This is a genomic window from Subtercola sp. YIM 133946 (assembly GCF_036553535.1).
Taxonomy (GTDB): domain Bacteria; phylum Actinomycetota; class Actinomycetes; order Actinomycetales; family Microbacteriaceae; genus Subtercola.
Genome location: NZ_JAZHPE010000001.1, coordinates 26,797 through 39,841, shown reverse-complemented (window position 1 = coordinate 39,841; position 13,045 = coordinate 26,797). Strand labels below are relative to the sequence as shown.

Genomic DNA, 13,045 nt, shown 5'->3' with positions numbered 1-13,045 from the left:
GAGTAGGCCGCGCAGCGGGCGTATCGAAACCCGGGTCAGGCCCCCAGGCGCCGGTTGAGTAGGCCGCGCAGCGGGCGTATCGAAACCCGGGTCAGGCCCCCAGGCGCCGGTTGAGTAGGCCGCGCAGCGGGCGTATCGAAACCCGGGTCAGGCCCCCAGGCGCCGGTTGAGTAGGCCGCGCAGCGGGCGTATCGAAACCCGGGTCAGGCCCCCGGGGTCTGGTTCGAGACGGCGACCATCTCGTCGCGGTCGACGACCTTGACGCGGGTGCGGCCCGCCGCGGCGCCGAGTCCCAGCTCGTACTGGTCGAGGTGGTGCCAGCCGTCGACGGTGGTGAAGTCGACTCCACGCTCGTCGAGCAGCCGCACGATCGACTCTTCGGCGGGGTCGGCCGGGGTCCACCACGAAGCCTGGTCGCGCACGAGGTGGGCGAGGGTCTCCATGGCGTCAGACTTGGTGTGGCCGATCAGCCCCACGGGGCCACGCTTGATCCAGCCGGTGGCGTAGACACCGGGAACGACCTCGTCATGGTCATCCAGAACCCGGCCCTCACGGTTCGGGATGACGCCGCGCTTCTCGTCGAACGGCACCTCGGGCAGCGGCGAACCGAAATAGCCCACGGCGCGGTACAGCGCCTGAATCGGCAGCTCGCGAATCTCGCCGGTGCCCTCGACGCCGCCGGCGCCGTTCGGCCGGGTGCGTTCGTAACGGATGCCCGAGACGGCCCCATCGGTGCCCAGCACCTCGACGGGCCTGGCGTAGAAGTGCAGGTGCAGGCGGCGCGACGCGGTTCCGGGCTCACGGGTGCGCCACTGGTTCATGACGCGGTTGATCACCATGACCTGCTTGTTCGAGGCGATGGCGGCGGCCGACGCCGGGTCGACGTCGAAGTCTTCGTCGTAGATGACGATGTCGACGTCGGGCACCTCGCCGAGCTCGCGCAGCTCGAGCGGCGTGAACTTCACCTGGGCGGGGCCGCGGCGGCCGAACACGTGCACGTCGGTGACCGGCGACTGCTGCAGGCCGTGGTACACATTGGCCGGAATCTCGGTGGGCAGCAGGTCGTCGGGGTGCTTCGCCAGAATGCGGGCGACGTCGAGGGCCACGTTGCCGTTGCCGAGCACTGCCACCGACTGTGCGGTGAGCGGCCACGTGCGGGGCACGTCGGGGTGCCCGTCGAACCAGCTGACGAAGTCGGCGGCGCCGTACGACCCCTCGAGGTCGATGCCGGGAATGTCGAGCGAGGCGTCTCGAACGGCGCCGGTGGCGAAGATCACGGCGTTGTAGTGCTTCTTCAGGTCGTCGAGGGTGATGTCGACGCCGTACCGCACATTGCCGAAGAACCGGATGTCGCCACGGTCGAGCACCTCGCGCAGCGCGCCGATGATGCCCTTGATGCGCGGATGATCGGGGGCGACGCCATAGCGCACGAGCCCGTACGGCGCGGGCAGGTGGTCGAACAGGTCGATCGAGACGTCGAAGTGGCGTTCGGCCTTGATGAGCAGGTCGGCGGCGTAGATACCGGCCGGCCCTGCGCCGACGATGGCCAGGCGGAGCTTGGTCATGACTTTCCTTACGTTGTCGCTGGTTGAGTAGCTCCGTAGGAGCGTATCGAAACCGGTGTGGGCAGCTGGTTTCGATACGCGGCTTCGCCGCTACTCAACCAGCGGTGGGGTCTAGTTGCTTCGCTCGACCATCGTGTCGGCGAAGCGCATCAGGGTCTTCTTCACCGTGCCCTCGGGCAGCGGCGCGAGCGCGGCGACCGCGTCGGCGGCCCATCGGTGCGCCTCGGTAGTGGTCTCGAGCGTGACCGGATGCACGCGGAGTTCTGTGATCAGGGCGTCGACCTCGGCGGCAGGGGTGGCCGCGATCACGTCGGGGTCGAGCCGGCGCAGCAACTCGGCCGCGGTCGGATCGGTCAGGGCATCCCGCCGCAGGTACAGCAGCGGCAGCGTCACGACGCCCGCCCTGATGTCGGTGCCCGCGGTCTTGCCGGTCTTGTCGCTCTGCGGCGCGAGGTCGATGACGTCGTCGATGAGCTGGAAGGCGATGCCCACCTTCTCGCCGAAGTCGAACACGGCCTGCTGGTACTCGTCGGGCGCGTTCGAGACGAGCACGCCGAGCTGGGCCGAGGCGGCGATGAGCGAGCCGGTCTTGTCGGCCAGCACCTGCAGGTAGTGCGCGATCGGGTCTTCGCCCGGGCGCGGCCCCACGGTCTCGTGCAGCTGGCCGAGGCAGAGCCGCTCGAACGTGTCGGCCTGCAGCCGGATGGCGCGTTCGCCGAGAATCGAGAGCAGCTTGCTGGCGCGGGCGAAGAGCAGGTCGCCGGTGAGGATTGCGATGGAGTTGCTCCACACGGTGTGGGCCGTGGGCACACCGCGGCGCTGTTCGGCCTCGTCCATCACGTCGTCGTGGTAGAGCGACGCGAGGTGGATCAGCTCGATCGAGGTCGCGGCCGTCACCACGTCGTCGGTGACGCCGTCGCCGAGCTGGGCGGTGAGGAAGGCGAGAATGGGGCGCACGCGCTTGCCGCCCGCGTCGAGCAGGTAGCGCGCCGACACCTCGGCCATGCCGTCGTGGAAGGTGGTCTCAGAGACTAGTTGCTCTTCGACCCGCACGATGCCGTCGTCTACGGCCTTGGCGGCTCGCCGGTCATCCGCCGTGGCGAAGAGTCGTTCGGTGAGCGAGAACGGTGACGACGAACCCGAACTGCGGCGCGCTGCCTTAGACAGGCTGGCGCCCCCGGAAAGGTTCAGGGACCGATTGGTCGGCTTCACGGGGTCAAGCCTACTGAGTAACACCGGTTGTAGAAGACTCTGGGCCGGGGCTTGTGGCCGAGAGCGGCTTCGTACCGCGGTGCAGCGCCACGATGCCGGCGGTGAGGTTGCGGTAGCCGACGTCGGTGAAGCCGGCCGCACGCAGCCACCCGGCGAGGGTGGCCTGGTTCGGCCAGTCTCTGATCGAGTCGGCGAGGTAGGTGTAGGCGGCCGGATTCGAGCTGGCGACCTTCGCGAGCGCGGGCATGACCCGCTGCAGGTAGGCCGAGTAGCCGAGCCTGATGGGGGTGAGCGGCGGCGTGCTGAACTCGCAGATGACGATGCGGCCGCCGGGCTTCGTGACGCGATACAGCTCGCCCAGCGCGACCTTCGGCTCGACGATGTTGCGCAGGCCGAACGAGATGGTCACGGCGTCGAACTCGTCGTCGGCGAACGGCAGGTTCATGCCGTCGGCGACGAGAAACTCGATGTTCGGGTTGCCGGCCTGCTGGCGGCGGCCCACCTCGATCATTCCGGGCGAGAAGTCGGCCGCGACGACCTGTGCGCCGGTGGCGGCGAGCGAGGCGCTCGAGGTTCCGGTGCCGGCCGCGAGGTCGAGAATGCGTTCGCCGGGCAGCGGAGCGACAGCCTTGGTGGTCGCCACCCGCCAGAGAAAGGCGTTGCCCACCGAGAGCACGTTGTTGGTGCGGTCGTAGTGGGTCGACACGTCGTCGAACATCGCAGAGACCTGCGCGGGTTGCTTGCTGAGGTCGGCCTTAGACACCCCCTCAGTTTACGGGGCGCCCGCGTGGCTCTCGGCAAAGGCTCAGGATGCCCGCAGGCTACTCTGGGACTCATGACACCGCCTGTCGGGCCGAACTGGGCCAAGACCTACGAATTCGGGGCCGCACGGCTGCACACCCCCCGCTCCCTCGACGAGGTGCGCTCGATCGTGGCGGCGGCGACCCGGGTGCGTGCGCTCGGCACCCGGCACTCGTTCAACGACCTCGCCGACAGCTCCGGCGACCTGATCAGCCTCGTCGACCTGCCGCCCGACATCGTCATCGACGAAGACGCGCGCACCGTCACCGTCGCCGCGGGCACCCGGTACGGCTCGCTCGCCGACCGGCTGCAGCAGCAGGGCTGGGCGCTGCACAACATGGGGTCGCTGCCGCACATCTCGGTCGCCGGGGCGATCTCGACCGCGACGCACGGGTCGGGCATCCGTCACGGCAACCTCGCCACCGCGGTGTCGGGGCTCGAGTTCGTGTCGGGTCGCGGAGAGCTCGTCAGGGCCGACCGCAGCACGCCCGCCTTCGCAGGCATGGTCGTCGCGCTCGGCGCGCTGGGCGTGACCACCCGGGTGACCCTCGACATCCAACCCACCTTCGACGTGCGCCAAGACGTCTACGTCGACCTGCCGTGGCACGCCCTGCTGGCCGATTTCGACAGCATCATGGGCAGCGCCTACAGCGTCAGCGTGTTCACGAACTGGCTCGGCGAGAACGCGCAGCAGCTCTGGCTGAAGACCCGCATCGACCCGGCCGCCCCGCCCGTGCAGCTGCCCGCCACGCTGTTCGGTGCGACCGCCACGACGGCCACCCTGCTGTCGCCCACCGGCGAGGGCAACGACAACACCACCGCCCAGGGCGGCGTCGCGGGGCCATGGTCAGAGCGGCTGCCGCACTTTCGCTTCAACGCGGTGCCGAGCAATGGCGACGAGATCCAGAGCGAGTTCTTCGTCGACCGGGCGAATGCGGCGGCCGCGCTCAGCGTCGTGCGGTCGCTCGGCGAACGCATCGCACCGATTCTGCTCATCACCGAGCTGCGCACCATCGCGGCCGACGAGCTGTGGTTGAGCATGGCCTACGGCAGGGATTCGCTGGCCATCCATTTCACGTGGAAGAACGAGCCGGCTGCGGTGGCCGCCCTGCTGCCCGACCTCGAGGCCGCGCTGGCGCCGTTCGGCGCCCGGCCACACTGGGGCAAGGCATACGCGGCGACGGCGCCCGCCATCGCCCCGCTCTACGAGCGTCTGCCCGAGTTCGCCGCCCTGACCGAGGTCTTCGACCCCGACCACCAGTTTGGCAACGCCTACCTCGAGCGCACCCTGGGCCTGCCCGTGTAGCCGACCCGCGCGCACTCTCGACACAGGGGTTGCAGAGCGCAGGGGGCCGCGCGCAGAGTGGAACGATGGAATACACACACCTCGGCCGCTCCGGCCTGCGCGTCTCGCGACTCTGCCTCGGCACGATGAACTTCGGCCCCGAGACCGACGAGGTCGACGCGTTCGGCATCATGGACGCGGCGCACGACGCCGGAATCAACTTCTTCGACACCGCGAACGTCTACGGCGGCGAGGGCAAGCGCGGCTGGACCGAAGAGATCCTCGGCCGCTACTTCGCGCAGGGCGGCGGCCGCCGCGAGAAGACGGTGCTCGCCACGAAGCTCTACGGCAACATCACCGACTGGCCCAATGAGGGCAAACTGTCGGCCCTGAACATCCGTCGCGCCCTCGACGCCAGCCTCAGCCGCCTGCAGACCGACTACATCGACCTCTACCAGTTTCACCACATCGATCGCGAGACTCCGTGGGACGAGATCTGGCAGGCCATGGAGACCGCCGTCGCCCAGGGCAAGATCATCTACAACGGCAGCAGCAACTTCGCCGGCTGGCACATCGCCACCGCACAGGCGGAGGCGCACAAGCGCAGCTACACGGGACTCGTCAGCGAGCAGTCGATCTACAACCTGCTGACCCGCGACATCGAGCTCGAGGTCATTCCGGCGCTCGAGGCGAACGGCCTGGGGCTGATTCCCTGGTCGCCGCTGCTCGGCGGCCTGCTCGCCGGGGTTCTGCGCAAGGAGCGCGACGGCAGCCGCCGTAACGCCGGGCGCAGCGCCGCGGCCCTCGATGCCAACCGCGACGCCATCGGCGCCTACGAAGACTTCGCCGACGAGCTCGGGCACGACCCGGCCGACGTGGGGCTGGCCTGGCTGCTGCATCAGCCGGCTGTCACCGCGCCCATCATCGGGCCGCGCACACGCGAGCAGCTCGACGCCTCGCTGCACGCGCTCGACGTGACGCTCGACGAGACCGCGCTGGCCCGCCTCGACGAGATCTTTCCCGGCCACAAGACGGCGCCCGAAGACTACGCCTGGTGAGAACGCCACCGGCCGGGCGCGTAGCCTAGAAACGTGACCGAAACCGCACGTGCAACACCCCGGCTGTTCGTCGAGACCCGGGCCGTCAGCGACATCCGACTGCTGATTCCGCTGCTTGATGCACGGCATCCGCTGCTCTGGATTCGCAAGGGCCAGGGCATGGCGGGCCTCGGCACGGCTCTGCGGCTCGAGTTCTCGGGCGCCGACCGTTTCACCGAGGCCTGCGCCGCCTGGCGCGACGTGGCCGCCGCCGCGACCGTCGACGACCCGCTCGCCTCACCCGGCACCGGGCTGATCGCGTTCGGCACGTTCGCGTTCTCGGCGAAGTCGGCCGAGACGAGCGTGTTGATCGTTCCCGAGACCATCATCGGCAAGCGCAACGGCATCTTCTGGGTGACCCGCGTGCGGGTGCTGGCCGACGGCGAGGCCGCGCCGGCGCGGCGCGAGGTGGTGCCGGGCGGGCATCCGGTGCCGCCTGCGACATCGTTCGGGCCCGAGTACCGCATCACGCTGCTGCCCGGCGCCGCCACGCCCGACACCTACCGGGCGGCCGTCGAGTCGGCTGTCGGGCACATCAACGCCGGCGAGCTCGAGAAGGTGGTGCTGGCTCGCGACGTGGTGGGACACCTGCCGGCCGAATCCGACCTGCGGCGCATTCTGCTCGACCTCGCGCTCGGCTACCCCGATTGTTGGACCTTCGCGGTCGACGGCCTCATCGGCTCGAGCCCCGAGACGCTGGTGAGGGTCGACCACGGCACCGTCACCGCGCGGGTGCTGGCCGGCACCATCTCGCGCGGGCGCGACGCCGAGGCCGACCACGACCAGGCCGTCGCCCTCGCGACCAGCGCCAAAGACCTCGACGAGCACCGGTTCGCTGTCGCCAGTGTCATGACGGCGCTCACGCCGCACTCGCGCACGCTGATCGCCAGCGAGATTCCGTTCACGCTGAAGCTGCCGAACCTCTGGCACCTGGCGAGCGACGTCGAGGGCACCCTCGGCGACGGCTCGACCTCGCTCGACCTCATCGCGTCGCTGCACCCGACCGCGGCCGTGGCAGGCACGCCGACACCGGATGCCCTGCGGCTCATCGACGAACTCGAACCGTTCGACCGGGGTCGCTACGCGGGCCCGGTGGGCTGGGTCGGCGCCGACGGTGACGGTGAGTGGGCGGTGGCACTGCGCTGTGCGCAGGTCGACGACGACGGCACCATCACCGCCTACGCGGGGGCCGGAATCGTGTCGGAGTCGAATCCCGAGCACGAGTTTCTCGAGACCCGCATGAAGTTCAGGCCCATCGTGGAGGCCTTCGGCTGACGTCCGTCGGCTGCCGCGAACCGGTCAGGTGAGGGCGAGGCGGGCGCGCTGCTCTTCGACGCCGAAGGCGGGCGCGGGCCAGTCCTGGTTGAGGTTCCGCAGGGCATCCATCAGCAGGCGCTGAACGGCGAGCCGGGCATACCACTTGCGGTTCGCGGGCACCACGTACCAGGGTGCGGTGGTCGTCGATGTGCGGTCGAACACGGCCTGGTAGGCGTCTTGGTACTGGTTCCAGAGCTCGCGCGAGTCGATGTCGTTCGGGTTGAACTTCCAGTGCTTGTCGGGCCTGTCGAGGCGCTCGGCGAGCCGGGCCTTCTGTTCGTCGGCGCTGATGTTCAGCATGACCTTGAGCACCGTCGTGCCGTGCGCCACCAGCTCCGACTCGAAGTCGTTGATCTGCCGATACCGCTCGTCGATCACGTCGGGGGTGGCGAGGTTCAGCACCTTGCCGGCGAGCACGTCTTCGTAGTGTGAGCGGTCGAAGACGCCGATCTGGCCGCCCACCGGCAGGCGCTTGCGGATGCGCCAGAGAAAGTCGTGCTCGAGCTCTTCGGGCGTGGGCTTCTTGAAGCTGGCGTGGGTGACGCCCTGCGGATCGACCGACCCCACGACGTGCTTCACGATTCCGCCCTTGCCTGCCGAATCCATGCCCTGCAGCACCAGCAGAATCGAGCGCGAGTCGTCGAAGAGGCTGTTGGCGAAGAGCTTCTCCTGCAACAGGCTCACCTCGGTGGCATTCGCCGCGAGCGCCGCCTCACCGGCCGTCTTCGTGCCGGCGAACCCCGGTGTCGCGTCTGCGTCGCTGCCGGCCAGGGTGTAGCCCGCGCCCGCACGCAGCAGCGGGGCCGGGTCTTCGATCCAGTTCTTCACGGCCTTCATCACGCGCACCCTTCGTCAGATCAGTTCAGGCTACTGGCAGGGCGCCTCAACGGTCGAGAGCCACCTCGAGCAGCGTCGGCCCGGTGATCGGCGAGGTCAGCTCGCGGTCGAGTTCGCTGCGCGTCGATGCCCGGGCGTACGACCAGCCGTACGCCGCGGCCAGGGCCGCGAGGTCGACCGTGTGCGGGGTCATCATGACCCGGTCGAAGGCGGCCCTGTCGGCGGTGGCGGCGACCTCGAGCGTGTCGAAGATGGTGCCGCCGCCGTCGTTGCCGACGATGACGTGGATGCGCGGCCGACGCTCCTCAGACCCTAACAGCATGCTGCCCACGTCGTGCAGCAACGTGAGGTCGCCGATGAGCACACGCGTGACACCCGTCTGAGCTGCCAGCTCAGAGCCGCGCTGGCTGGCGAGTGCGATTCCGGAGGCGGTCGCGATGGTGCCGTCGATTCCGGCGAGGCCCCGGTTGGCGTGCACGATGATCTTCTTGCCGGGGGCGGCCTGGTCGAGGTCGCGGATGAGCCGCGAGGCGCCGAGCACCAGGCGGTCGTGCGGCCAGGTGGCACGCCACACGGCGAGGGCGAGCATCCGTCTCGTGATGGACGCACGCAGGGCCGACAGTTCGGCGACACGGTACTCGCGGCGCTCGGCGATGTCTCTCGACCGGGCGGCCTCGATGTTCGGGGGTGCCACGTCATCGGGTTCTGCCGCGAGCAGCGCGCGGCTCGTGACGGCCCACGAGCGCAGCCAGTCGCGCTCTGCGGCGCGGTCGGCCGCGGCGCGGTCAGACGGCTCGTCGGTGGCGGTAGGCGCGTCGCCAGCGGCGCCGGCCCTGTCATCGGCGGGGGCGACTCTCACGGCGGGCGCGAAGGCGGCGCGGTGGGCGGGGTTGAACACCGACACGTCGTCGGGGCTCTGGCCCACCACGATCACCTCGACCCCCTCGCGGCGCAGCAGCAGCGGCACCTCGCGCGAGAGCGACGGATGCCCGAACACGATCGCCCGCTCGACCCGCCCGCCGAAGTCTTCGGCGGCGAGCAGCTGGCGGTAGGCGACGACGAGGTTGCGGCCGAACCGCGACCCGCTCGACGGTTCGGCGAGGAGCGGCCAGCCGCCCTCGTGAGCGAGTTCTTCGGCGGCGGGGCCGGCGCCGTGGCCGGCGATCACGATCGTGCGCGGCCCGCGCTCGAGCTCGAGCACCGCCGCTGGGGTCGACGCCGTGGCATCGACCGCGTGGGGTGCGCCCGGGGGCAGGTGCGGTACGACCGTCGAGAGAGGCTCGCGAAACTGCAGGTTCACGTGCACGGGGCCGGCGGTCGACGACCCCGTCGAGGCACCGGTCGCTGCAGCCCAGGCCGCGGCCGCGATGTCGTGGGCGCGAGCCGGTTCGGTGACCGCTCCCACCGGGGCCTGCACGTCGAACTCGGCGCGCACGAAGCGGCCGAAGATGCCGGCCTGCCAGGTGGTCTGGTTGCTGCCGGTCGCACGCAGCTCGTCGGGCCGGTCGGAGGTGAGCAGCAGCATGGGCACGTTCGAATGGCTGGCCTCGAGCACGGCCGGCAGCAGGTTGGCCACGGCGGTTCCCGACGTGGTGACGACGACGGCCGGGCGGGCCGTCTCGACCGCGAGGCCGAGGGCGGTGAAGCCGGCACTGCGTTCGTCGATGCGAACCTGCAGGTCGAGCATCCCGACCCGGTCGAATTCGGCGAGAGCCAGCGCCAGGGCCTGCGAGCGCGAGCCCGGCGACAGCACGGCGTCGGTCAGGCCGAGCTCGATGAATTCGCTGAGAAGAGCGAGCGAGAAGTCGGCGGCCGGGCTTTCAGCCGCGGTCACCGGTCAGTTCTGCCGTTGTCGGTTCGCTTGTCGGGGTCTTCGTTCTCGGCGAACTGCTCTTCGAGGTCGCGAAGCTGTGCGTCAGACACCGGATCGGCCTTCAGCGCCCCGAGAAACTCGGGGTCGTCGTCGGGGCCGACGGTGCGGTACTGAACCTGCCGTTTCGACGACTTGCGCCCGCGCCCGATGAGAAACCACAGCACCCCGCCGATCACCGGGAACAGCAGCACGATGAAGACCCAGGCCAGCTTGGGCACGGCGCGAACGCGGTGCCGTGGAAAGAGGATGCAGTCGACCAGCGCATACACGTAGAAAGCCGCCGCGAGTGCGACAAGACCAACCAGGAGACGAGCCATAGTCAAACCATACGCCCTGAAAAAGGCCCCGCGCCCGTCAGTGATGATGTCTTCGGCGGTCTCGCAGGCAGCGGTCAGATGCACGGGCTGCGGCGGGGGCGGAGGTGCCCTGCACAGCGCAGTGGGAGCCGGCTATCAGGGTGACCTCGTAAGCTGATCTGGTGAAAACAGGACGCACGTGGTTGGTCTACACGCTCATTCGTGTCGGCATCTTCGCGGTGGCGCTGGCCGTGCTGCTCATCACCCGGATGACCCCGTGGATCGCCGCCGTCATCGCGGCCGTGATCTCGCTCTGCGTCTCGTACATCTTTCTGCGCAGACCACGCGAAGAGCTGGCCACCGGGCTCTACGAGGCTCGGCACGGCGACGCGAAGCCGGCGAAGCGCAGAGCGTCGAAGACGGGCTCAGACGAAGACCTCGAAGACACGGTGGTCGACGACAGCGCGGCCGCCGACCGTGCCGGCGACACAGGGGTCTCGCGCCGGGTCGACGACAGCGACGCCGCGCTCTAGAAGGTCAGGGCCGCCGCCAGGCCGAGCCCGAACAGCAGGCCCATGAAGCTGGTCAGCTTCAGCGCCAGAATGAACTCCTTCGCCGTCTTGCCCGTCAGCGTGATCAGAATCGCCGGCAGCGAGAGCAGCAGCGTGAAGAACACCAGCGGCGCCAGCGGGAACAGGAACGAGAACAGCAGCAGAATCGCGTACGCAAGCAGCAGGAACACCACGAAGATGATGCGCGCGGCCCGCTGGCCGACGAGCACCGCGAGGGTGCGCTTCCTGGCCACCCGGTCTTGGTCGATGTCGCGGATGTTGTTGACCATCAGCACGGCGCAGGCGATGAACCCGGCCGCGGCGCCGGCCAGCAGGCTCTCGAAGTTGTAGCTGTCTGAGAGGATGTACGTCGTTCCGACCGTGGCCACCAGGCCGAAGAAGATGAACACGAACAGTTCGCCGAGGCCGTAGTACCCGTACGGCCGCTTGCCCCCGGTGTAGAAGTAGGCCGCGGCGATGGCGACGGCGCCCGGGATGAGCAGCCACCAGTGCTGGGTGAGCACCACGATGACGACCCCCGCCGCCGCCGCGAGCACGAAGAAGGCCAGCGCCACGGCCAGCACCCGCTTCGGGTTCGCCACCCCCGACCCGGTGAGCCGCGGCGGACCCACCCTGAACTCGTCGGTGCCGCGCACCCCGTCGGAGTAGTCGTTCGAGTAGTTGACGCCGATCTGCAGAAACAGCGCCACCGCGAGGCTGAGCAGCGCCAGCCCCCAGTCGATGGTCTCGAACCCGCCCGTGATCAGCGTCGATGCACCGACCCCGAGCGCCACGGGAGCGATCGCGAGCGGCAGGGTGCGGATGCGCGCGCCCGCGATCCACATGGCCGGGGTCGGCTTCACGAGCTTGTTCGGGGCAGAGTGCTGCCGTTTGCCTGCCGGATGCCCGGACTTCCTGCGTTTCGTCTGCGCCACCCGAGAATTCTAGCGAGGGCCGACCCCGGGCATCCTGTACGCCCGCGCCGTGCTACTGCCGGGCCAGCGCGCGCGCCACCGCCAGCCTGTCGGGTTTGCCCGAGCTGAGGGTCGGCAGAACATCGAGTTTCACGATGCGCGATGGCGCTGCCGGCCTGCCCACGGCCTCGGTGACCGCGGCCTGCAGCTCGGCCAGCGCACCCTCGTCGAACGGCTCGGCCGTGACCACCACCGCGGTCTGCCCCCACTGCTCGCTCGGCTGCGGCACGACGATGGCGCCATGGAACCCTTCGCGCGACTGCACGACCCGCTCGACGCGGTCGAGCGCCACCTTGATGCCGCCCGAGATGATGACGTTGTCGAGCCGCCCCGTGATGGCGACCTGGCTGCCGGTGGGGCCGTTCACCACCTCGCCGCTGTCGGCGGTGCGATACCAGCGGCGACCGTCGTCGGTGTAGAACTTGCGCGCGGTCAGCTCCTCGTCGCCGAGGTAGCCCTCGGCGAGCATCGGGCCCGCGAGTTCGAGCTCGCCGCCGGTGGTGCGGGCGACGGTCTGGCCGATCGGATGCCCGTCGTACACGCATCCGCCGCTGGTCTCGCTCGACCCGTACGTGCGCCGCACCTTCAGGCCGAGGTCTTGGGCCCTGGCGAACAGCGCGGCCGGAACGGCCTGGCCACCGATCAGCAGAGCATCCAGTTCACGCAGCGAGTCGCGGATGCCCGCATCGCTCTCGCCCGCATCGACCAGCCGCGCCAGCTGGGCCGGCACGATCGACGAGAACTTCAGTTCGGCGGCCAGCTCGTCGACGCCGGCGGCGAACGCGCGGGCGCTGAAGTGCCCGGGCGGCAGCAGCACGGGCTTCGTGGCCGCCACGATCGACCGGATCAGCACCTGCACCCCCGCGATGTAGTGCGTGGGCAGCGCCAGCAGCCACTGGCCGGGGCCGCCGAGCTCCGACTCGGTGGCGCCGGCGCTGGCGAGCAGGGCGTCGGCGCTCAGCGCGACGCGTTTCGGCACGCCCGAGCTGCCCGAGGTCTCGATGACGAGCGCGATGTTCTTCGGCACCTCGGCCGGTATCGCGGGGGCGCCGGCCTCGCCGGAGGCGTGCCTGGCCCGCGGCGCCGCGAGCGGTTCGCGCGGCAGGATGGCCGGGCCCGTGCCGCTCAGCGCGGCGCGAACGGCCTTCGACACCTCGGCCGGCTCAGCGGCCGGCAGAACCTCGAGTCGTCTCGTCATTCCCCCACCCTAAATCGCGTGCGCCCCTGCTCGCGCGCC

The 13,045-nt window shown here is 69.8% G+C and carries 12 protein-coding genes; 4 read left to right on the top strand and 8 right to left on the bottom strand.

Going from position 1 to position 13,045, the window contains the following annotated elements; translation table 11 throughout:
* Positions 1-203: 203 nt before the first annotated feature.
* The 3 genes from V3W46_RS00200 to V3W46_RS00190 all read right to left on the bottom strand — a co-directional run bounded on the left by V3W46_RS00200 (position 204) and on the right by V3W46_RS00190 (position 3,540).
* Positions 204-1,565: an FAD-dependent oxidoreductase gene (locus V3W46_RS00200; RefSeq protein ID WP_331781063.1), complete on the bottom strand. Its 1,362-nt coding sequence runs from the start codon at positions 1,563-1,565 to the stop codon at positions 204-206.
* Between the two features lie 111 nt (positions 1,566-1,676).
* Positions 1,677-2,777: a polyprenyl synthetase family protein gene (locus V3W46_RS00195; RefSeq protein WP_443069893.1), complete on the bottom strand. Its 1,101-nt coding sequence runs from the start codon at positions 2,775-2,777 to the stop codon at positions 1,677-1,679.
* A gap of 10 nt (positions 2,778-2,787) precedes the next feature.
* A complete protein-coding gene (locus V3W46_RS00190; protein ID WP_331781062.1) occupies positions 2,788-3,540 on the bottom strand; it encodes a class I SAM-dependent methyltransferase in 753 nt (250 codons plus the stop codon).
* 72 nt (positions 3,541-3,612) lie between these two features.
* Here V3W46_RS00190 and V3W46_RS00185 point away from each other — a divergent pair, with 72 nt between their 5' ends.
* From V3W46_RS00185 to V3W46_RS00175, 3 genes are all read left to right on the top strand, one after another.
* Complete coding sequence (locus V3W46_RS00185; RefSeq protein ID WP_331781061.1) at positions 3,613-4,884, top strand: FAD-binding protein; 1,272 nt, start codon at positions 3,613-3,615, stop codon at positions 4,882-4,884.
* 65 nt (positions 4,885-4,949) lie between these two features.
* On the top strand, positions 4,950-5,921 hold the full coding sequence (locus V3W46_RS00180) for an aldo/keto reductase (protein WP_331781060.1): 972 nt from the start codon (positions 4,950-4,952) through the stop codon (positions 5,919-5,921).
* A gap of 33 nt (positions 5,922-5,954) precedes the next feature.
* A complete protein-coding gene (locus tag V3W46_RS00175; RefSeq protein ID WP_331781059.1) occupies positions 5,955-7,235 on the top strand; it encodes an isochorismate synthase in 1,281 nt (426 codons plus the stop codon).
* 24 nt (positions 7,236-7,259) lie between these two features.
* Here the strand turns inward: V3W46_RS00175 and V3W46_RS00170 are convergent, their stop codons facing one another.
* From V3W46_RS00170 to V3W46_RS00160, 3 genes are read right to left on the bottom strand one after another with little or no spacing between them, the layout of a single operon-like run.
* Positions 7,260-8,114, bottom strand: a complete 855-nt coding sequence (locus V3W46_RS00170; protein ID WP_331781058.1) for a PPK2 family polyphosphate kinase — start codon at positions 8,112-8,114, stop codon at positions 7,260-7,262.
* 46 nt (positions 8,115-8,160) lie between these two features.
* Positions 8,161-9,948, bottom strand: coding sequence for a 2-succinyl-5-enolpyruvyl-6-hydroxy-3-cyclohexene-1-carboxylic-acid synthase (menD, locus tag V3W46_RS00165; RefSeq protein ID WP_331781057.1), 1,788 nt, complete (start codon positions 9,946-9,948; stop codon positions 8,161-8,163).
* Positions 9,945-10,304 carry a PLD nuclease N-terminal domain-containing protein gene (locus V3W46_RS00160; protein WP_331781056.1) on the bottom strand — a complete coding sequence of 120 codons (360 nt, stop codon included), beginning with the start codon at positions 10,302-10,304 and terminating at the stop codon, positions 9,945-9,947. The genes menD and V3W46_RS00160 overlap by 4 nt, the downstream gene beginning before the upstream one ends.
* Positions 10,305-10,465: 161 nt before the next feature.
* On the opposite strand from V3W46_RS00160, the gene V3W46_RS00155 reads away from it, so the two are divergent.
* Positions 10,466-10,816: a DUF4229 domain-containing protein gene (locus tag V3W46_RS00155; protein WP_331781055.1), complete on the top strand. Its 351-nt coding sequence runs from the start codon at positions 10,466-10,468 to the stop codon at positions 10,814-10,816.
* Here the strand turns inward: V3W46_RS00155 and V3W46_RS00150 are convergent.
* Positions 10,813-11,769, bottom strand: coding sequence for a 1,4-dihydroxy-2-naphthoate polyprenyltransferase (locus tag V3W46_RS00150; RefSeq protein ID WP_331781054.1), 957 nt, complete (start codon positions 11,767-11,769; stop codon positions 10,813-10,815). The genes V3W46_RS00155 and V3W46_RS00150 overlap by 4 nt on opposite strands.
* A 52-nt stretch (positions 11,770-11,821) precedes the next feature.
* Positions 11,822-13,006 carry an AMP-binding protein gene (locus tag V3W46_RS00145; protein ID WP_331781053.1) on the bottom strand — a complete coding sequence of 395 codons (1,185 nt, stop codon included), beginning with the start codon at positions 13,004-13,006 and terminating at the stop codon, positions 11,822-11,824.
* Positions 13,007-13,045 lie beyond the last annotated feature (39 nt).